Source organism: Nisaea sp., assembly GCF_965216895.1.
GTDB lineage: Bacteria > Pseudomonadota > Alphaproteobacteria > Thalassobaculales > Thalassobaculaceae > Nisaea.
Genome location: NZ_OZ244205.1, coordinates 1,749,407 through 1,768,557, shown reverse-complemented (window position 1 = coordinate 1,768,557; position 19,151 = coordinate 1,749,407). Strand labels below are relative to the sequence as shown.

Annotated in this window: 18 protein-coding genes; 8 read left to right on the top strand and 10 right to left on the bottom strand. The window is 61.3% G+C overall.

Annotated elements, in window-relative coordinates; all coding sequences use genetic code 11:
* Positions 1-248: 248 nt before the first annotated feature.
* Together clpS and clpA are read left to right on the top strand one after the other, a co-directional pair.
* The gene (clpS, locus tag ACOOE1_RS08470) at positions 249-575 is read left to right on the top strand and encodes an ATP-dependent Clp protease adapter ClpS (RefSeq protein WP_193182732.1); all 327 of its coding nucleotides are present in this window, start codon (positions 249-251) and stop codon (positions 573-575) included.
* A gap of 6 nt (positions 576-581) precedes the next feature.
* Positions 582-2,900, top strand: coding sequence for an ATP-dependent Clp protease ATP-binding subunit ClpA (clpA, locus tag ACOOE1_RS08465; protein ID WP_420405907.1), 2,319 nt, complete (start codon positions 582-584; stop codon positions 2,898-2,900).
* 83 nt (positions 2,901-2,983) lie between these two features.
* On the opposite strand, the gene ACOOE1_RS08460 is transcribed toward clpA, so the two are convergent.
* The 5 genes from ACOOE1_RS08460 to ACOOE1_RS08440 all read right to left on the bottom strand — a co-directional run bounded on the left by ACOOE1_RS08460 (position 2,984) and on the right by ACOOE1_RS08440 (position 8,362).
* Positions 2,984-3,172, bottom strand: a complete 189-nt coding sequence (locus tag ACOOE1_RS08460; RefSeq protein WP_420405906.1) for a hypothetical protein — start codon at positions 3,170-3,172, stop codon at positions 2,984-2,986.
* A gap of 136 nt (positions 3,173-3,308) precedes the next feature.
* Entirely contained in the window at positions 3,309-4,481 is a 1,173-nt protein-coding gene (locus ACOOE1_RS08455; protein ID WP_420405905.1) for a GNAT family N-acetyltransferase, read from the bottom strand.
* A gap of 75 nt (positions 4,482-4,556) precedes the next feature.
* Positions 4,557-5,024: a RidA family protein gene (locus ACOOE1_RS08450; RefSeq protein ID WP_420405904.1), complete on the bottom strand. Its 468-nt coding sequence runs from the start codon at positions 5,022-5,024 to the stop codon at positions 4,557-4,559.
* Positions 5,025-5,710: 686 nt separating this feature from the next.
* Positions 5,711-6,559 carry a hypothetical protein gene (locus ACOOE1_RS08445; protein ID WP_420405903.1) on the bottom strand — a complete coding sequence of 283 codons (849 nt, stop codon included), beginning with the start codon at positions 6,557-6,559 and terminating at the stop codon, positions 5,711-5,713.
* A gap of 111 nt (positions 6,560-6,670) precedes the next feature.
* Positions 6,671-8,362, bottom strand: coding sequence for a cache domain-containing protein (locus ACOOE1_RS08440; RefSeq protein ID WP_420405902.1), 1,692 nt, complete (start codon positions 8,360-8,362; stop codon positions 6,671-6,673).
* 300 nt (positions 8,363-8,662) lie between these two features.
* On the opposite strand from ACOOE1_RS08440, the gene ACOOE1_RS08435 reads away from it, so the two are divergent.
* Entirely contained in the window at positions 8,663-9,103 is a 441-nt protein-coding gene (locus ACOOE1_RS08435; RefSeq protein WP_420405901.1) for a host attachment family protein, read from the top strand.
* Between the two features lie 78 nt (positions 9,104-9,181).
* On the opposite strand, the gene ACOOE1_RS08430 is transcribed toward ACOOE1_RS08435, so the two are convergent.
* Complete coding sequence (locus ACOOE1_RS08430; RefSeq protein ID WP_420405900.1) at positions 9,182-12,871, bottom strand: vitamin B12-dependent ribonucleotide reductase; 3,690 nt, start codon at positions 12,869-12,871, stop codon at positions 9,182-9,184.
* 572 nt (positions 12,872-13,443) lie between these two features.
* Here ACOOE1_RS08430 and ACOOE1_RS08425 point away from each other — a divergent pair.
* The 5 genes from ACOOE1_RS08425 to ACOOE1_RS08405 all read left to right on the top strand — a co-directional run bounded on the left by ACOOE1_RS08425 (position 13,444) and on the right by ACOOE1_RS08405 (position 16,201).
* Positions 13,444-14,073: a LysE family translocator gene (locus ACOOE1_RS08425; RefSeq protein WP_420405899.1), complete on the top strand. Its 630-nt coding sequence runs from the start codon at positions 13,444-13,446 to the stop codon at positions 14,071-14,073.
* Positions 14,074-14,106: 33 nt separating this feature from the next.
* The gene (locus tag ACOOE1_RS08420) at positions 14,107-14,772 is read left to right on the top strand and encodes an RraA family protein (RefSeq protein WP_420405898.1); all 666 of its coding nucleotides are present in this window, start codon (positions 14,107-14,109) and stop codon (positions 14,770-14,772) included.
* A gap of 90 nt (positions 14,773-14,862) precedes the next feature.
* On the top strand, positions 14,863-15,216 hold the full coding sequence (locus ACOOE1_RS08415) for an NADH:ubiquinone oxidoreductase subunit NDUFA12 (RefSeq protein ID WP_420405897.1): 354 nt from the start codon (positions 14,863-14,865) through the stop codon (positions 15,214-15,216).
* A gap of 59 nt (positions 15,217-15,275) precedes the next feature.
* The gene (mlaD, locus tag ACOOE1_RS08410) at positions 15,276-15,731 is read left to right on the top strand and encodes an outer membrane lipid asymmetry maintenance protein MlaD (protein ID WP_420405896.1); all 456 of its coding nucleotides are present in this window, start codon (positions 15,276-15,278) and stop codon (positions 15,729-15,731) included.
* 29 nt (positions 15,732-15,760) lie between these two features.
* Positions 15,761-16,201, top strand: coding sequence for a DUF2155 domain-containing protein (locus ACOOE1_RS08405; protein WP_420405895.1), 441 nt, complete (start codon positions 15,761-15,763; stop codon positions 16,199-16,201).
* On the opposite strand, the gene aat is transcribed toward ACOOE1_RS08405, so the two are convergent.
* The 4 genes from aat to aroQ are packed head-to-tail and all read right to left on the bottom strand — an operon-like array spanning position 16,135 to position 19,108.
* A complete protein-coding gene (aat, locus tag ACOOE1_RS08400; protein WP_420405894.1) occupies positions 16,135-16,788 on the bottom strand; it encodes a leucyl/phenylalanyl-tRNA--protein transferase in 654 nt (217 codons plus the stop codon). The two genes, ACOOE1_RS08405 and aat, sit on opposite strands and share 67 nt — an antisense overlap.
* A 55-nt stretch (positions 16,789-16,843) precedes the next feature.
* Positions 16,844-18,184, bottom strand: coding sequence for an acetyl-CoA carboxylase biotin carboxylase subunit (accC, locus tag ACOOE1_RS08395; protein ID WP_420405893.1), 1,341 nt, complete (start codon positions 18,182-18,184; stop codon positions 16,844-16,846).
* Between the two features lie 15 nt (positions 18,185-18,199).
* Positions 18,200-18,640: an acetyl-CoA carboxylase biotin carboxyl carrier protein gene (gene accB / locus ACOOE1_RS08390; RefSeq protein WP_420405892.1), complete on the bottom strand. Its 441-nt coding sequence runs from the start codon at positions 18,638-18,640 to the stop codon at positions 18,200-18,202.
* An 18-nt stretch (positions 18,641-18,658) separates the two neighbouring features.
* A complete protein-coding gene (gene aroQ, locus ACOOE1_RS08385) occupies positions 18,659-19,108 on the bottom strand; it encodes a type II 3-dehydroquinate dehydratase (RefSeq protein ID WP_420405891.1) in 450 nt (149 codons plus the stop codon).
* Between the last annotated feature and the right edge of the window lie 43 nt (positions 19,109-19,151).

Here is a 19,151-nt window from a genome sequence, read left to right as displayed (position 1 = left end):
AAATCCCGCCAAGGCTTGGAGGCTGCCGGCTGTGGTCGCTCTGTTGAATGACCGATGCACGACGGGTTCACAGATTTGCCCTTGCAACACCTTGTGCTCGACACGAAATGTCTGTCACCCTACCGGCATGTGTCTCCGGCCTCGCAAATGATGCTGCACGGACTTCTCTGAGGCCCCGATAGACCTATTTAGCTCGTGCAGCATTCAGGCACCTGTCCGGCAGGTGCGGAACATCCATGGTTCTGAGAATGAGTGACGACGACAAGAAAAATGGTGACGGCACAAATACGGGTGTGGTGGTCAAGGCACGGCCGAAAACCAAGAAGCCGGCCATGTACAAAGTCATCATGCTGAATGACGATTACACCCCGATGGAGTTTGTCGTTCACGTTCTGGAAAGATTCTTCTCGAAGAATAGGGAAGAGGCGACGACGATCATGCTGCATGTCCACCAGCGAGGCGTTGGGGTCTGCGGGGTGTATACCTACGAAGTCGCCGAAACGAAGGTAACGCAGGTGATGGATTTTGCCCGTCAGCACCAGCACCCGTTGCAATGCACACTGGAAAAGGCTTGATCAGACATGCTGTCGAAAAATCTTGAAGAAAGCCTGCATCGCGCCCTCGATCTCGCGAACGAGCGCCAGCACGAATACGCGACGCTGGAGCACCTGCTCTTCGCGCTGACCTCCGATCAGGACGCCGTCGCGGTCATGCGGGCTTGCGATGTCGACGTCGATCGGCTGCGCAACGATTTGGCCGGTTATATCGACAACGATCTGATGAACCTGATCCGGACCGAGGAAGAGGAAGCGAAGCCGACCGCCGGCTTCCAGCGCGTGGTGCAGCGCGCCGTCATCCATGTCCAGTCCTCCGGGCGCGCCGAAGTGACCGGCGCCAACGTTCTCGTCGCGCTGTTCTCCGAGCGTGAGAGCCATGCCGTCTATTTCCTGCAGGAGCAGGAAATGTCCCGCTTCGACGCGGTGAATTACATTTCCCATGGCATTGCCAAGGTACACGGACAGTCGGAGACACGTCGGATCGACGGCGCCGAAGAGGAAGCCAAGCAGGAAACCGTGAACAAGAGCGGCAATGAGGCGCTCGACGCCTATTGTGTCGATCTGAACAAGAAGGCGACGGCGGGCAAGATCGATCCGCTGATCGGCCGCGAGTTCGAGGTCGAGCGCACGATCCAGATCCTCTGCCGCAGGACCAAGAACAACCCGCTTTATGTCGGTGACCCCGGCGTCGGCAAGACCGCCATCGCCGAAGGGCTCGCACGCCGGATCGTCGACGGCAATGTGCCGGAAGTGCTGCAGAATGCGCAGATTTTCGCCCTCGATATGGGCGCGTTGCTTGCCGGCACCCGCTATCGCGGCGATTTCGAGGAGCGGTTGAAAGCGGTCGTCAGCGAGCTGGAGCGCAATCCGGACGCGGTGCTGTTCATCGACGAAATCCACACCGTGATCGGTGCGGGCGCGACTTCGGGCGGGGCGATGGATGCCTCGAACCTGCTGAAGCCGGCGCTGCAGTCCGGCGCACTGCGCTGCATCGGTTCGACTACCTACAAGGAATTCCGGACCCATTTCGAGAAGGACCGGGCCCTCGTTCGCCGCTTCCAGAAGATCGACGTCAAGGAACCGTCGATCGAGGACAGCATCAAGATCCTGAAGGGTCTGAAACCCTATTACGAGGAGCACCACAAGGTGCGCTTCACCAATGACGCTCTGAAGACGGCGGTTGAACTGTCGGCGAAGTATATCGGCGACCGCAAGCTGCCGGACAAGGCGATCGATGTCATAGACGAAGTGGGCGCGGCCCAGATGCTCGTCGCCCCGTCAAAGCGCCGCAAGACGATCGGCGTAAAGGAAGTCGAGGAAATCGTCGCCAAGATCGCGCGGATCCCGCCGAAGAGCGTCTCGACCGACGACAAGACGGTGCTGAAGAACCTGGAGCGGGATCTGAAGACCGTGGTGTTCGGCCAGGACGCGGCGATCGCATCTCTGGCCACCGCGATCAAGCTCTCGCGTGCCGGACTTCGCGAGCCGGAGAAGCCGATCGGCAATTATCTGTTCTCGGGGCCGACCGGCGTCGGCAAGACCGAGGTCGCGCGCCAGCTCGCCAATGCCCTCGGCATCGAGCTGACCCGTTTCGACATGTCGGAATATATGGAACGGCACAGCGTTTCACGCCTGATCGGGGCGCCTCCGGGCTATGTGGGCTTCGATCAGGGCGGGCTTCTGACCGATGCGATCGACCAGCATCCCCACTGCGTGCTGCTGCTCGACGAGATCGAGAAGGCTCATCCGGACCTCTTCAACGTCCTGCTGCAGGTTATGGACCACGGCAAGCTGACGGACCACAACGGCAAGAGCGTGGATTTCCGCAACGTGATCCTGATCATGACCACGAACGCGGGGGCGTCGGATCTGGCCAAGGAAGCGATCGGCTTCGCGCGCACCCAGCGCGAGGGCGACGACACCGAGGCGATCAACAAGATGTTCACCCCGGAATTCCGCAACCGCCTGGACGCGATCATTCCGTTCAGCAGCCTGACGCCGGAAATCATCTCCCGCGTGGTGGAGAAATTCATCATGCAGCTCGAGGTGCAGCTCTCCGACCGGGGCGTGACGGTCGAGCTCAGCGACGCCGCCCGCAACTGGCTCGGCGAGAAGGGGTTCGACCGGCTCTACGGCGCACGACCGCTTGCCCGCGTCATCCAGGAACATGTGAAGAAGCCGCTGGCCGAGGAATTGCTCTTCGGAAAGCTGGTCAAGGGCGGTCTCGTCCAGGTCGATCTGGAAGAGGACAAGCTGGTCTTCTCCTACCCGGGCAATGAGAGCGGAAGGGGTTCCGGTGGCGGATCCACGAAGCGCGAGAAGAAGAAGCCGGAACTGGTCTGATCCTGAACCGTGTATTCAGGAAAAAGAAAAGGCCCGCGCGACGCGCGGGCCTTTTTCTTGTCGGTATTTCCTCGCCTAGGCGCTCAGGCGGCCTGCAGGTAGGAGTCGTTCGCGCTCAGCACCGAATTCAGCGCGTCCGGATCGATGCGCCAGGCGCCGTTCACGTTCGCCGCGATGCTCGCGTGGCGGTCGACGAGAACGCGCATTTCGGAATTGGTGAAGCCGTTCATTTCAGCAGCTTCGAGAAGGGTGATGCAGAAGCGGTCGCCCATGGTCAAACTCCCAAGTCTGTTTGAATGTCGCGGACGGCGCCGTGAGGCGGCCGGTCGGCGCGTTTACTGAATCTCATATTGACCCATCATTCGATGTTGCGGTGCAAAAATACCGAAGACCAGCCATGCGCCATGTTCAGGTCTCGTGACGGAACGGTGACTGTTTTTCGAGCGCATCCTTCTCGTATTCCATCTGCATCCGTTCGCGGTGCAGGAAATCAGCGACCGCGTCTCGGAAAGACGGCGACGGGATCAGGTGGGCGCTGTAGGTGTAGCGCGGCAGGTAACCGCGCTGGATCTTGTGCTGTCCTTGCGCCCCGGCCTCGACCCATGCGAGACCGCGCGCGATGGCGAAATCGATTGCCTGATAGTAGCAAAGCTCGAAATGCAGGAACTTGAAGTCGGCGATGCAGCCCCAGTTGCGGCCGAAGAGCGTGGAGTCGCCGATCAGGTTGAGCGCGCCGGCGACGGGGGTGCCGTCCAATTCGGCGATCACAAGCAGGACCCGGTCCGCCATCCGCTCGCCCAGCAGATCGAAGAATTCCCGCGTCAGATAGGCCGAGCCCCATTTCCTGTCGCTGGTATCGATGTAGAACCGGTAGAAGGCGTCCCAGTGCCGGGGTTCGATCATATCGCGGGTCAGCTGCCGGATCGTCAGGCCGGCGCCCGCGGCCGCCTTGCGCTCTTTGCGGATGGCCTTGCGTTTGCGTGACGAAAGCGCGGCGAGGAAATCTTCGAAAGCCGCGTAACCGTCATTGTGCCAGTGATATTGCAGTCCGACCCGCTGCAGGAAGCCGGCTTCGCCAAGCGCTTGCCATTGGGCCTCGGGAAGGAAATTCACGTGCAGTGACGAGACGTCGAAGCGCCGCGTGATCTCGATCAGTCCGCTTATGAGGACGTCGCGAACAGTGTCCGTGCGGACGTCCGGATGAATGAGGAGGCGGGGACCGGCAACCGGGGTAAAGGGAATGGCCGAAAGGAGTTTCGGGTAGTATTCGCCTCCCGCCCTTTCGTAGGCGTCGGCCCAGCCCCAGTCGAAGACGTACTCGCCCTGGGAATGGCCTTTCAGATAGAGCGGGACGACGCCTGCGATCCGATCATCCTCGTCGGCATAGACCAGGTGCTGCGGCAGCCAGCCGGTCTCCGCGCGCACGGAGCCGCTGTCCTCGAGCGCGGAGAGAAAGGCGTGGCTGAGAAAGGGATTCTCGGAACCGGCGCAGGCATCCCAGTCCGCCGCCGCGATCTCGTGAATCGAGCGCAGGACAGAAATGGCTGCCTTTGTTTCGGTCCGGTCTTCCCCGTCGGGCACGATGGCTTACCTCGGTGCGGCGTGTCGGATGAAAGATTGTGCGCCGCAGCGATCCGTCAAGCAAATGGCGCCTGATCAGGCGAGTTCTATCACCGCCTCGACCTCGACCGCGACGCCGAGGGGAAGGGAACCGGCGCCGACCGCAAAGCGGGCATGCTTGCCCTTGTCGCCGAACACCTCGACCATCAGGTCGGACGCACCGTTGACGACCATCGGGTGCTGGGTGAAATCGTCGGTCGCATTGACGAAGCCGCCGACCTTCACCACCCGCGCGACGTTGTCGAGATCGCCGCCGCAGGCCGCTTTCGCCTGCGCAATGATGTTGAGCGCGCAGATCCGCGCGATCTGCTGCGCTTCCTCCGCGGTCATGTCCTTGCCGACTTTACCGACGCCTTTCAGCTCGCCGTTCCAGAACGGCACCTGGCCGGAGATGTAGAGCGTCTTGCCGGAAACCACATAGGGAACGTAATTGGCAGCGGGTGCGGCCGCATTTGGCAGTTCGATGCCGAGTTCGGAAAGGCGCGCGTCGATAGAACCGGCCATGAGGTGACTCCTTCAATATTCTGGAACGATCTGTTAGAAATAGTCCGCGAGGAACGGCGCGAAGCATAGACAGTCGCATGGAAGCCCGCTAACTTTTTTGAAAAAGAAGGGTGCGTCAGTAGATGACGCACCCAGTATCGGACGATAGAGGCTTCGTCCTTAGGAGCTTCACAGGGTAATCGGGGAGCGGGGATGGGAGAGAACCGCTCCCCCAGTCTTCCATCGTTTGGCGGACGATGGAACTCTGAACCCGAAGGATTGAAGCTCTGCCCCTGCGGGTCCGCTAACCGGGGTGGAACCGTACAATTCTGGTTCCGAAACTCTATATATAGTAGTTCAGGGTGTGTAGGACCGCAATAAGTATTTTTGCGGCGAATTTCGCAGAGTATTTGAAGTACAGGTAAGTTAGTTAACGGATATTTACGAAGTCTCAAACGGCTGGGAGATTCCTCATAGGATGCCCTGTCTGGTTCAAGTCGCGGGCAATAAAGAGGTGCGTCTCAGGTGTCTGTGCTCTTTCGAAACCGGCGCGAAACGACCTCAACCGAACGCGCTCAAATTACGAAAATCGGCTGAACACTGCGGATTTTTCCCGAATCCGGGACTCCGGATGCAGTTTTCCATGGCAAAGGCTTGAGGGCCTCGAACAGTCAAGATCCCCACGATCGAATGATCGCAACTCAACCTCAGGGAGCGTTCTGCATCTCGTGAAACGCGTCCACGCAGTCCTTGTAATAAGTTTCATCCTCGTAGGATGAAGCGGCGATTCTGGCCCTGATGGCGTTCAGAGACTCGCCTTGTTCGCTCAAGATCTCGTGAGCGCAGCGGGATAGCCGCGCCTTCATCAAGGCCGTAACCTGCGCCGGCGGCGCTGGTGTTTCCAGTATGAATTCGAGCGCGGGCCGGAATTTTCGGGACCGTGTCATCGCGATCATCTGATCGGATCCGGCGGCGAGCCAGACCGCTCCATGATCGTTGACGCAGATCATCGGAAACAGGGCAGCAATACCCGGAGCCACGGTGTTCGCGAAGACCTCGCACTGCCAATAATGTCTGGCGATCCGCGCGAAGTGGAAGAAATCGGCGACGGCCACCATACCGGAATTCTCCAGCGCCAGGACCTCGATCTTCGGTTTGCTGGGCGTGACCGTGTCGTTCGCCACGTCGACATACCAGGGACCGAGCTGGATCGCATTCTGGAAGTAGCTTTCCCGGAGCACGCCCCAGATCTTGCGGCCGATCCCGCCAGCCTGGATGAACCTCGCCAGAGCGAGACTGATCTCGCAAGCCGGGGCATGAAGATCGGCAACGAGCCGATCGTAGAGCGCATCCCTGATTTCCCGGCAGCGGCCGAGCGGATAGGGTTTGCCGGCATATTCCGGCATGACCGGGGCCAGCTCCGCGTCGACGGCATCCCGCAGGCGCCAGAGATAGGCTTGGAGCTTGCCGTGGTCGGAGAGATATCTGTTGCCGAGTTCCCATTGCCTGTCATCGGGAGGGATCGGTTGCAGGGGGAGCAGCGCGGCTGGAACCATCGGTCGCGTACCTGAAGGAGTATCGTGTTCAGGTATTACGAGACCGCGGGACAACGGGCAAGGTGTCATGCCGGACATCCGTCAGGCGGATGTCCGGCATGACACTCAAGGTCAAGCGTTGGCAAGGCGGCGGACGAACTTGTCGACTTCCTCCTTGAGCGAGGCGATTTGACTGCCAAGCTTGTCGGTGACGCTGGAAAGTTCGTGCGCGGCCTTGTCCGAGCGCTCGCCCGCCATGTTCACCTTGCCGATGTTGGACGTGACGGTTTCCGTCGCGTCGGAGACCCGCTCCACGCTTCCGGAAATCTCGCGGGTGGCGGAGGATTGTTCTTCCACGGCGGCAGCGATTGCCGATGTTGTTTCGTCGATATTCTGGATCGTGCCGACGATCTTGCCGATCACCTCGGCGGCCTCCTTGGTCGCCTGCTGGATCGCGGAAATCTGTCCGGCGATTTCCTGCGTGGCGTTGCCGGTCTGGTTGGCGAGCGATTTCACCTCGCTGGCGACGACGGCAAAACCCTTGCCTGCTTCTCCGGCACGCGCCGCCTCGATGGTGGCGTTAAGTGCAAGCAGATTGGTCTGCTCGGCAATGTCATTGATCAGATTGACAACTTCGCCGATGCGCTCGGCCGAACTCTGCAAACTGGTCACTTTCGCGTTGGCGTCCTCGGCCTCCGTCGCGGCCGCACGGGAGATCGAGGCGGACTGGTCGGCCTGGCGACCGATTTCCGCTATCGAGTTCGTCAACTCGTCGGTCGCGGCGGCCACGCTTTGCAGGCTTGACGAGGCATTCTGCGCGGCGCCGTCGGCTTCACGTGCACTGTCGGCTGTCTCGGCGGCAGTCTGCTGCATGTCGGCGGCGGAACGGCGCGCGGTTTCCGCTGAATTCTGAACCTCGTCGGTCACGCGACCGATCGAGCTTTCCAGTTCCGTGACGATATCCTGGAGCATGCGCTTGCGTTCAGCCTCGCCCTTCTTGACATCCTCCAACCGGCTTTCCTCAAGCGCCGCGACACGTTCGGCGTTTTCTTTGAAGACCTGAACCGCCTTTGCCATCGCGCCAACCTCGTCCCGGCGATCAATGCCGGGTACGTTGACGCCAAGATTGTTCGCTGCAAGCTCGGACATCGTTCGGCGCAGCGCTTCCATCGGGCCGGTGATGCCACGTGAGATCGCGAGGCCAACAAGGATCATTACGAGAAGGATGCAGGCGGTCAGGCCGCCAGCCTTCAAAGCGTAGTCCAGCAGCGCGGCGTTGATATCGTCGATGTAGATTCCGGTGCCGACAAAAACTTGCCAGGGTTCGATGAGGGAGACGTAGGCGAGCTTGGGCTCGGGCACATCCGAACCTGCCTTGGGCCACATATACTCGAATCGCCCGCCACTCGGGTTCTCCTTCAGGACGGATACCATTTCGGAGATGATTTTGACGCCGTTCGGATCTTCGACGCCGGACATGTCCGTGCCTTTGAGTTCGGGCTTGGCGCCGTGAAAGACAGTTATGCCCTCCATCGTGTAACCGAAGAGATATTCGGAACCGCGGAAGCGGACGGCGAGAGCGTTTTTCTCCCACAGCTCGATGGCTTCCTCCCGCGTCATCTCTCCGGCCGCAGCCCGCGCCTCAAGAGCCATCGCTTCGGAGACTTTGGTCTCGATCACGGATTTGATCTCGCGCGCGCGCTCGTCATACAGGTCGCCATACTTGATCCAGAGGGCGGCACCTATCTGAAGGGCCATTGCAAATGCTGCCAGCAGAATGATCAGCCCGATCTTCTGCGCGAAGGAAAGGCGGTCGAGTCCCATTGGGAAGTCTCCAGAGCATGCATGTGAGTTAATCTCATTATGCAGTTTCTTCGTTAAGCAACAGCTAACGGTTTTCTTGGCCCAGTCGCCGTTCGTCGAATTCGACGCCAGGGCGGAATTATTTGGATTATTGATTGCCGAGAGTCCGGCCGGAGAGGGCCGGGGACCGTTTGACCACGCCGGTCTCGGACTGCGGCGAGATGACCTACTTGGGCCCGCTCTGACATCACCACATAGGAATCACAGGAGAATGCGTCTTCGCAATTCCAGCGAACGTAAGTCTCCGGAAAGGGGATTCACATGCAGGTGCCGCACAAAGCTTGGGTTCTCGTGGCCGACGGCGAGCGTTTCGTCGTATTTGAGAACCACGGTGACTCAGATCTCATCGATCTGCGGGTGGTTGACAGCGATTATACCGACAATCCCGCAGATCATTTGCAGGGTTCGGATCGGCCGGGACGGATGAATGATCCTTCGGCCGGCCATAAGAGCGCTGTGGATGCCACGAACTGGCATGTGCTCGAGAAGCAGTATTTTGCCGAAGAAACGGCAGCGAAGCTCAATGACTGGGCGCTTGGCAAGAAATTCAGCGATTTGGTTGTGGTTGCCGATCCGCGGACACTCGGCAGTCTGAGAACGCACTACAGCCAGCCAGTGAAAGCCAAACTGCGCCGGGAACTCGACAAGGACCTGACCCATCTGCCGGTCAACGAAGTCGAGCAGGCGCTGGTCCGTCTCTGAAATCTCTCCGAAAATGAAGAGGCCGCCGCGAATTCATCGCGACGGCCTCCGCCATGGGTTAGGGAGGCGCCTGTCCGGTCAGCTGCAGCCGGAGGTGCTGCCGCAGGTATCGCACTTCATGCAGGTTCCGTTGCGCACCAGGGTGAAGTTGCCGCATTCGCTGCAGCTTTCGCCCTCGTACCCCTTGATGCGGGCTTCGCGGATCCGGTTCAACTTGTCGTCGACGGCATCCATGACGGTCTCGGACACGGTGACGGAAGCTGACTTCGAGACCGTCGTCGTGACCGTCGCCGCCTGCGCCGGCGCCGGGGAAGCCATCACCGGTTGGGCATTGTCGGTGCCGGTCGCCTTGACCGTCTGCGACTGGCCGCCCTGCAGCACCACCAGATTCTTGCGGACATAGCCGCGGCTGGTGATGGTGCCGACCTTTTCCATCAGCTGGGCCTTGGCCGCATCCACCGCATTCTGGTCGTCGCCGTCGCCGATGCTGTCCGGGAGCAGGTCGTCGGTTTCGACATGGCTGAGGTCGTGGCGGTCGAGATAGGAGATCGCCAGCTCACGGAAGATGTAGTCGAGGATCGAGGTCGCCATCTTGATCGCGTCGTTGCCGGAAACCATCCCCTGCGGCTCGAAGCGGGTGAACGTAAAGGCGTCGACATATTCCTCCAGCGGCACGCCGTATTGCAGGCCGATGGAAACCGCGATGGCGAAGTTGTTCATCAGCGAGCGGAAGGCGGCGCCTTCCTTGTGCATGTCGATGAAGATCTCGCCGAGCTTGCCTTCCTCGTATTCACCTGTCCGCAGATAGACCTTGTGACCGCCGACATTGGCCTTCTGGGTGTAGCCCTTGCGCCGGTGCGGCAGACGGCGGCGCTCCGCGGCCCGCTCGATGATGCGCTCGACGATCCGCTCGGCGACGACCGGTGCCTGCGCGGCAGCCGGCGCCTCCAGCAGTTCCTCGATTTCCTCTTCGTCCTCGTCATCCACCAGTGCGGACGAAAGCGGCTGGCTCAGTTTGGAGCCGTCGCGGTAGAGGGCGTTCGCCTTCAGGCCGAGCCTCCAGGAGAGGATGTAGGCATCCGAGCAATCCTGGACCGTTGCCGCGTTCGGCATGTTGATGGTCTTGGAGATCGCGCCGGTGATGAAGGGCTGGGAGGCCGCCATCATGCGAATGTGGCTTTCGGTGGAGAGGAACCGCTTGCCGATGCGTCCGCACGGGTTGGCACAGTCGAATACCGGAAGATGCTCGTCCTTCAGGTCCGGTGCGCCTTCCAGCGTCATCGCGCCGCAAACGTAGGTGTTGGCTTCCTCGACCTGCTTTTTGGTGAAACCAAGGGAGAGCAGCATGTCGAAGGAAAGATCGTTCAGTTGCGCATCGGTGAAGCCGAGCGTGTCGCGGCAGAAATCCTCACCAAGGGTCCACTTGTTGAAAGCGAACTTGATGTCGAAGGCGGAGGCGACGGCATCCTGGACCGCCTTGACCTGCGCGTCGCCGAAGCCTTTAGCTTTCAGGCTCTCCGGATTGATGCCCGGAGCGCCTTCGAGCGTGCCGTGGCCGACGGCGTAGCGGATGATCTCCTCGATCTGTTCGTCCTTGTAGCCGAGGTTGCTCAGCGCTTCGGGGACGATGCGATTGATGATCTTGAAGTAGCCGCCACCCGCAAGCTTTTTGAATTTCACCAGGGCGAAGTCCGGTTCGATGCCGGTGGTGTCGCAATCCATCACCAGCCCGATCGTACCGGTCGGGGCGATCACCGTGGTCTGTGCATTGCGATAGCCATGCTCTTCGCCGAGTTCGAGCGCCGCGTCCCAGGCCGCGATCGCGGCTGCGTTGAGCGCGGTATTCGGACTCTTCGATGCGTCGAGCGGGACCGGGTTGATCGCGAGACCCTCGTATCCGGTTTCCTCGCCATAGGCGGCACGGCGATGGTTGCGTATGACCCGCAGCATGTGCTCCGCGTTCGGTGCGTGCTCGGGGAACGCGCCGAGCTCGCCGGCCATCTCCGCCGAGGTCTTGTAGGCGATGCCGGTCATCAGCGCGCTGATCGCCCCGCAGAGTTCGCGGCCCTCGTCGCTGTCATAGGAGAAGCCGCTCGCCATCAGCAGGCCGCCGATATTGGCGAAGCCGAGGCCGAGGGTGCGGAAATCGTAGGACAGTTTGGCGATTTCCTTGGAAGGGAACTGCGCCATCAGCACGGAGATTTCCAGCGTGATGGTCCAGAGCCGGGTGGCGTGCTCGAAGGACTCGATGTCAAAGCTGCCGTCCTCGTGTCGGAACTGCATCAGGTTCATCGAAGCGAGATTGCAGGCCGTGTCGTCGAGGAACATGTACTCGGAGCAGGGGTTGGATGCATTGATCCGTCCCGAAGCCGGGCAGGTGTGCCATTCGTTGATCGTACTGTCGTACTGGATCCCCGGATCGGCGCAGGACCAGGCCGCATTGGAGACCTTGTCCCAGAGCTCGGCGGCGTTCACGGACTTCGCAACCTTGCCGTCGGTGCGACGGATCAGGTCCCAGTTCCTGCCTTCCGCGACGGCTTCGAGGAAGTCGTTGGTGACGCGGATCGAGTTGTTCGAGTTCTGGCCCGAAACGGTCAGATAGGCCTCGCTGTCCCAGTCGGTGTCGTAGGTCGGGAATTCGATGGCGGTGTAGCCCTGCTCGGCGAACTGGATCACCCGCTGGATGTAGTTCTCGGGGATCATCACCTTACGGGCGGCCTTGATAGCCTTCTTCAGCGCCGGGTTCTGCTTCGGATCGAAGCGCGCGCCATTGACCAGGTCCTCGGACTCGCGGCAGGCGGCCATGACTTCGTTCATGTGCTTCTGCGCGAGCTTGGAGCCGGCGACGAGGGACGCGACCTTCTGCTCTTCGATCACTTTCCAGTCGATGTATTTCTCGATGTCCGGATGGTCGATATCGACCGTCACCATCTTCGCCGCGCGACGGGTGGTGCCGCCGGACTTGATGGCGCCGGCGGCACGATCGCCGATCTTCAGGAAGCTCATCAGGCCTGAGGACTTGCCGCCGCCGGAGAGCGACTCGCCCTCGCCGCGCAGGCGCGAGAAGTTGGAGCCGGTACCGGAGCCGTACTTGAAGAGACGCGCCTCGCGGACCCAGAGGTCCATGATGCCGCCTTCATTCACGAGGTCGTCGCTGACGCCCTGGATGAAGCAGGCATGGGGCTGCGGGTGCTCGTAGGCCGACTTGGAGCGAACCAGCTTGCCGGTCTTGTAATCGACATAATGGTGACCCTGGGCCGGGCCATCGATGCCATAGGCCCAGTGCAGGCCGGTATTGAACCACTGGGGGGAGTTCGGGGCCGCCATCTGCCGGCAGAGCATATGGCACATTTCTTCGTAATAGGTCTTGGCGTCGGCTTCGCTGTCGAAATAGCCGCCTTTCCAGCCCCAGTAGGTCCAGGTGCCGGCCAGCCGGTTGAAGACCTGCTTGGCACTGGATTCGCCGACCGAACGCTCGGCTTCCGGCAGTTTTGCCATAGCCTTCTCGTCGGGCACCATGCGCCAGAGCCAGGAGGGGACGTCGTTCTCCTCGAACGGCTTCAGCTTCGCGGGGATGCCAGCCTTGCGGAAATACTTTTGCGCCAGGATATCGCAGGCCACCTGCGACCAGTCCGCGGGCACTTCGATGTCGCTGTTCTGGAACACCACGGAACCGTCGGGATTGCGGATCTCGCTGCTGGTCTTCCTGAACTTAATGCCCGCGTAAGGACCCTTTTTCGCGTCCGTAAACCGACGATCAATTCTCATGCTTGGAACCCCCCGTTCCGTCTTCATCAGTGGCGTTGAGCGCTGGCGCCACAAGATCTTGTGGCCAAGGGTTGAGACGATACCGGATTTGGGTTCGGTGAAGCAATGATAAATCAACCTCATGGAGCGAAAAAGTGAACGCTCCGTGCTGTGCCGTGGAAATCCGTGAATCGCAGGATTTGTGCGCTCGAATTGAAGTAAAATCCAAGTAAAGTCGAAGTATTTCAGCCAATCAAGATTGGTGAGCTTCGGCAATATTAACTTGTTTCGGTCGTGCGTTGCAGACCGGCGGATCGAAGCCTCGGAACAACGTTCGAGCTTCGCTTTTCTATTTGAAGGCCCGTGCCAAGCCGTCTAGGCAAATAATGCCGTTATCGGGCGCGTGGATCAACACATTTTGTGCGCCGGATTGTCATAAAATCTACATCTAGTGGCTGAGTGCGGGTTTCCGCACTTTGCCGCGTAATTACGGGGAAGCCGTGGAGCACGGCCCTTGCCTGACCTTCAGTTTCTGTGGCTGACTCCCCGCGCCGACCATTCGGTCGACAAGATATCTGGAGCGGAGTGGTTTCATGGATCCGGCAATCTGGCTCGCCTTCACAGCCGCGTGTTCCGTCATGCTTGCCATACCCGGTCCGACGGTGATGCTGGTCGCGAGCTACGCCATGTCGCGGGGACGGGAAACCGGCTGGGCGACCGTACCGGGCGTGGCGCTCGGCGACCTGACGGCGATGAGCGTGTCACTGGCCGGCGCGGGCGCGGTACTCGCCGCTTCGGCAGACCTTTTCACAGCCTTGAAACTGGCCGGGGCCGTCTACCTCGTCTGGCTCGGCATCCAGCTCTGGCGGAGCACGCCGGAGCTGGCGCCGACGCCGACGTCGAACGGACGGCGGGACAAGGCGAAGATGTTCGCCAATGCCTATGTGGTCACCGCGCTCAATCCGAAGGGGATCGTCTTCTTCGTCGCTTTCGTCCCGCAATTCGTGGATCCTGCGCGCCCGCTGCTGGTCCAGTTCGCCGTCCTGATCGCGACCTTCGTCACCCTCGGTGCGGTAAACGCCGCTTTCTGGGCCGCCATGGCAGGAACCATGCGGAGCCGTTTCTCCAGCCCGCGCGCGCTCCGGCTGGTGAACCGCATTGGCGGGAGTGCGATGATCGGCGCCGGCCTCCTGACGGCGATGACGCGGCGCGCGGCAAGCTAGAACTGAAATCAAGAAACCCAAGGGAGACTCTTCATGCCGATTCTTCGATACAAGGCCGACTATCAGCCGCTCGACGCCGCCACGCTGGAACGATGGAAGGGGGTGCCGCCGGCGGTCGCGGGTGACTGCATGAATCGCATGAACTGCATGGCCGGGCGGGTATCTCCGTTGCATCCGGACATGCGGATCGTCGGACACGCGCGGACGATCTCCGTCATGGCCGGGGATAATCTCTGCGTCCATGCGGCCATTCCGCTGATGCGGCCCGGCGAGATCATCGTGATCGACGCCGGCGGGAATCCGGACGTCGCGATCATCGGCGAGATCCTCGTGACCGCGGCGAAACTCAAGGGCGTGGCCGGTTTCGTCATCGACGGCGCGGCGCGGGACGTTGCCGATCTGCGCGGCGGGGATGTGCCTGTCTTCGCATCGGCCTCGGTGCCGGCCGGACCGCACAAGGGGTTCGGCGGGTCCATTGACGGGCCGATCTCCTGCGGCGGTGTTGCGGTCAGGACCGGCGACGTGATTCTGGGCGATGCCGATGGCGTCACTGTGGTGCCGCTGCATCAGGCCGCGGCAATTCTGGAAGCGGGCGAGGCGCATGTCCGCAAGGAAGCGGACATGCTGGCAAGACTTGCGGCCGGAACCACCACGGCCGAAATGCTCGGAATCGAAATTCCGGAGGTGAACGCGGAATGAGTTTTGCTCGAAGCGTCCGACTGGACGTCGCGCCGCAGCAATGACATATTCCGCCAACGTCTTGACGCTTATGACGGGTAGGTTTGGTCGATGAATATCGGCACGGCAATTTATACATGGCTGAACGGCCGCGAGGTTGGGCAGGACCAATTCGGAAACCGCTATTTCGAGCACAAGTCCGAGCCGGCACGCGGCCAGCGCCGCAAGCGCTGGGTGATCTACAAGGGCATCGACGAAGCCTCCAAGGTTCCGGCGGAATGGCATGCCTGGCTGCATTACACGGCGGAAGCGCCGCTGGCAGCGGATCAGGGCTTCGAGTGGCAGAAGGAGCATCTGCCGAATCTGACTGGCACCCGCTATGCCTACCGGCCGCCGGGGCATGTTCTGGAAGGCGGCAAGCGGGCGCCCGCAACGGGTGACTACGAGGCCTGGACGCCGAACTGACGGCAGGCCGCCGGGCGCGTCCCTGCGGGCCGGCGTTCTCTCCAACCCGCCGAGGGAAAATGAAGCGCAATACGATCGAAACGGTAATGGGCGCGGTGGTGCTGGTGGTGGCCGGCATCTTCATGGCGTTCGCCTACGTCTCCGCGGATCTGAAGACCGGTGGCGGTTATTCGGTCGTCGCGACCTTCAACAAGGTCGCGGGTCTCGCCGTCGGCGGCGATGTCCGGATGAGCGGGATCAAGATCGGCACGATCGTCAGCCAGGAACTCGACACGGAAACCTTCCTCGCCCACGTGACCATGAACATCCGCGAGGATATCGAGCTGCCGCTCGACAGTGCGGCGGCGATATCGAGCGAGAGTCTGCTCGGCGGAAACTATCTCGAGATCATTCCGGGCGGCGATCCCGACACGATCAAGGATGGCGGCAAGATCGAGTACACGCAGGATCCGGTGGATATCGTGCAGCTGATCGGAAAGTTCATCTTCTCGGCCGGCGAGGTCGCGGACAAGTAAGTAGGCGACACGCCGTCGGGACCGATCACATGAGACTGACGAAATCCGCCTTGCCCCTGCTGGTTGCCGCCGCCGCGATCGCCTACGTCCTGCCGGCCGCGGCGCAGAGCGGCGCGGCGTCGCGCGAACCTGCCTGGATCGATCTTCCGGTCGCCGTGCTGCAGGGACTGGACAAGATCACGGCGCGGATTTCCACCTTCGAGATACCAGTCGATCAGACCGGCCGGTTCGGCACCTTCCTGATTACCCCTCGGGCGTGCCGCCAGAGACCGCCGACGGAAACGCCGGAGAGTGCCGCCTTCGTGGAAATCGACGAGCAGAAGCCGGACGAGGAACAGGGGCGTCTCTTCACCGGCTGGATGTTCGCGTCGAGTCCGGCGTTGAACGCCGTCGAGCATCCGGTCTACGACGTCTGGCTGCTCGAGTGCAGGAGCGCTTCGACCAACGGCCAATCGTCCGCGCCGGAATAGAACTCGGCCGGCGACTTGAGGGCGGCGGCAAGGATGTCCCTGTATCGCTCCCGCGGTACCTCGACCGCTCCGAACTGCTGCAGGTGGTCCGTGATGAACTGGCTGTCAAGCAGGGTGAAACCCGAGCCTTTCAAGCGTGCAACGAGGTGCACGAGCGCCACCTTGCTCGCGTTCGGTTCGCGGCTGAACATGCTTTCCCCGAAGAACGCGGCACCGAGCGCGACCCCATAGAGCCCGCCGACCATCTTCCCGTCTCGCCAGCATTCGATGCTGTGGCCGTATCCCATCTCGTGCAGCGCGAGATAGAGTCGGAAGATCTCATCGTTTATCCAGGTGTCGGGGCGTTCCAGCCGGGGTTCGGAGCAGCCTTCGAGCACGGCCTTGAAATCCGTGTCGCAGCGAATTTCGAAGCGCCGGCGCCGCACTTCCTTACGCAGGCTTCGCGACACGTGAAACGTGTCGAGCGGGAGGATTCCACGCTTGTCCGGATCGACGAAAAAGGTGCGGCTGTCATTTCGGCTCTCCGCCATCGGGAAAACCCCGATGGCATAAGCCTGCAGTAGCAGTTCGGGCCGCAATTGCGACATCGTGCCTGAGCCTCCTCACCACCCTCGCGGGCACTCGTCCGGGAAAGGGGAGCCCCTAACCGGCAAGGAAAACTTTCTCAAGCCAGTGTATGTCGTATTCGCCGTTGATGAAATCGCCAGCCTTCGAGAGGTCCTGGTGCAACGGCACGGTGGTCTCGACATTGGCAATGACGATCTCGTCCAAAGCCCTGCGCAGCCGCAGCAAACACTCGTTCCGGTTGGAGCCGTGCACGATCAGCTTGGCGATCAGACTGTCGTAGTAGGGCGGGATACGGTAACCGGCATAGAGTGCCGAATCGACCCGCACGCCGAGGCCGCCGGGCGCATGATAGTCGGTCACCTGGCCGGGCGACGGCAGAAATGTCCGCGGGTTCTCCGCGTTGATCCGGCATTCGATCGAGTGGCCGTTGAGTTGGACGTCGTCCTGGGTGAAGGAGAGCGGGGCGCCGGAGGCGATCTGGATCTGTTCGCGGACCAGATCGATGCCGGTGATCATTTCGGTGATCGGATGCTCGACCTGCAGGCGGGTATTCATCTCGATGAAGAAGAATTCGCCGTTCTCATAGAGGAATTCGAGGGTGCCGAGACTGCGATAGTTCATCTTCGCACAGGCACTGGCCGCGATCTCGCCGATCCTCGCGCGCGCAGTCGCATTGAGAGCCGGAGAGGGGGCTTCCTCCAGGACCTTCTGGTGGCGCCGCTGAAGCGAGCAGTCGCGCTCGCCGAGATGCACCACATGACCCTTACCGTCGCCGACGATCTGCACCTCGATATGGCGCGGCTTGCCGAGATAGCGCTCCATGTAGACTTCATCGTTGCCGAAGGCGGCACCGGCCTCGCGGCGCGCCATGGTATAGGCCTCGACAACCTCGTCAGGCTCGTGCGCGATCTTCATGCCGCGCCCACCGCCGCCCGCCGTCGCCTTGATCAGGACCGGATAACCGATCTCCTCGGCGGCGGCCCGGGCAGCGTCGACGGATTCGACCGGACCGTCCGAACCCGGAACGCAGGGAATGCCGAGCGCCTTGACCGTGCGTTTGGCGATGATCTTGTCGCCCATGTCGCGGATATGCTGCGGGGATGGGCCGATGAAGACGAAACCGTGGGCTTCGACGATCTCGGCGAAATCCGCGTTCTCTGAAAGGAAACCGACGCCGGGGTGGATCGCGTCCGCACCGGTCACCGTCGCGGCGGTGATTATCGCAGGGATGTTGAGGTAACTGTCCTTGGAGGCTGGCGGGCCAATGCAGACGCTCTCGTCCGCAAGGCGTACATGCATGGCGTCCGCATCGGCTGTGGAATGAACCGCGACGGTCCGTATGCCCATTTCCCGGCAGGCCCGGTGGATCCGCAGGGCCACGTCGCCGCGATTGGCGATGAGGACTTTTTCGAACATTCCGGCTCCGGCCACTTATTCGATGACGATCAGAGGCTCGCCGAATTCAACCGGCTGCCCGTTCTGGATCAGAATCTCCTTCACCGTTCCGGCACGCGGGGCGGGGATCGGGTTCATCACTTTCATCGCCTCGACGATCATCAGCGTCTGGCCTTCGCTGACCTTCGAGCCGACGGTAACGAAAGGCGGTGAATCCGGGTCCGGTCCGAGATACGCGGTTCCGACCATGGGAGACTTGACCGCGTTCGCATTCACAGCGGCCGGCGCCGGCTGTGCCGCGGGAGCAGGAGCGGTCGGTGCGGGGGCTGCAGTTACCGCCGCGGTCGTCGCCGGTGCTGTCGGCCGGGCCACCCGGATGCGCCAGTCGTCGGTCGCGTACTCGAGCTCTCCGAGTCCGGTTTCTTCCAGCAGTTTCGCGAGCTTCTTAACCAGTTTGCTATCAATGTCGTGCGACAAAGGAGTCTCCGGATTCGTTCAATTTCGATCAAGCAACCGCGCCATGGCGTCGAGGGCGAACAGGTAGCCCTGCGTCCCGAGGCCGACGATGACACCCTCGGCGACGGTGGAAATATATGAGTGGTGCCGGAACGCTTCGCGTCGGTGAATGTTCGAGATATGCACCTCGATCACCGGCAGGTCCGCGACCCTGAGCGCGTCGTGGATCGCGACCGAGGTATGGGTGTAGGCGCCGGCATTGATGATGATCCCGGTCGCATTGTCACGAGCCTGCTGGATGATCGTCACCATTTCGCCTTCGAAGTTCGATTGCCGGAAGTCCACCGACAGATCGAGCGCCGCTGCATGCTCGACACACATTGCCTCGACATCGTCGAGAGTTTCGGCTCCGTACAGTTCGGGCTCGCGGGTCCCGAGCATGTTCAGATTCGGGCCGTTCAGTATCAGGATTTCCGGGCGTTCGGACACGTTGCTCGCCTGCTTCTCAGTTTCGAGCGTTATATCACGCGGG

What these genes read in the sequence shown, in the direction of transcription:
- mlaD (WP_420405896.1), top strand. Translation starts at nt 15,276, where the DNA reads ATGAAGCGCAATACGATCGAAACGGTAATGGGCGCGGTGGTGCTGGTG.
- ACOOE1_RS08405 (WP_420405895.1), top strand. Translation starts at nt 15,761, where the DNA reads ATGAGACTGACGAAATCCGCCTTGCCCCTGCTGGTTGCCGCCGCCGCG.
- ACOOE1_RS08425 (WP_420405899.1), top strand. Translation starts at nt 13,444, where the DNA reads ATGGATCCGGCAATCTGGCTCGCCTTCACAGCCGCGTGTTCCGTCATG.
- clpS (WP_193182732.1), top strand. Translation starts at nt 249, where the DNA reads ATGAGTGACGACGACAAGAAAAATGGTGACGGCACAAATACGGGTGTG.
- ACOOE1_RS08430 (WP_420405900.1), bottom strand. Translation starts at nt 12,871, where the DNA reads ATGAGAATTGATCGTCGGTTTACGGACGCGAAAAAGGGTCCTTACGCG.
- ACOOE1_RS08460 (WP_420405906.1), bottom strand. Translation starts at nt 3,172, where the DNA reads ATGGGCGACCGCTTCTGCATCACCCTTCTCGAAGCTGCTGAAATGAAC.
- clpA (WP_420405907.1), top strand. Translation starts at nt 582, where the DNA reads ATGCTGTCGAAAAATCTTGAAGAAAGCCTGCATCGCGCCCTCGATCTC.
- ACOOE1_RS08445 (WP_420405903.1), bottom strand. Translation starts at nt 6,559, where the DNA reads ATGGTTCCAGCCGCGCTGCTCCCCCTGCAACCGATCCCTCCCGATGAC.
- ACOOE1_RS08420 (WP_420405898.1), top strand. Translation starts at nt 14,107, where the DNA reads ATGCCGATTCTTCGATACAAGGCCGACTATCAGCCGCTCGACGCCGCC.
- ACOOE1_RS08440 (WP_420405902.1), bottom strand. Translation starts at nt 8,362, where the DNA reads ATGGGACTCGACCGCCTTTCCTTCGCGCAGAAGATCGGGCTGATCATT.
- ACOOE1_RS08450 (WP_420405904.1), bottom strand. Translation starts at nt 5,024, where the DNA reads ATGGCCGGTTCTATCGACGCGCGCCTTTCCGAACTCGGCATCGAACTG.
- ACOOE1_RS08415 (WP_420405897.1), top strand. Translation starts at nt 14,863, where the DNA reads ATGAATATCGGCACGGCAATTTATACATGGCTGAACGGCCGCGAGGTT.
- ACOOE1_RS08435 (WP_420405901.1), top strand. Translation starts at nt 8,663, where the DNA reads ATGCAGGTGCCGCACAAAGCTTGGGTTCTCGTGGCCGACGGCGAGCGT.
- aat (WP_420405894.1), bottom strand. Translation starts at nt 16,788, where the DNA reads ATGTCGCAATTGCGGCCCGAACTGCTACTGCAGGCTTATGCCATCGGG.
- accC (WP_420405893.1), bottom strand. Translation starts at nt 18,184, where the DNA reads ATGTTCGAAAAAGTCCTCATCGCCAATCGCGGCGACGTGGCCCTGCGG.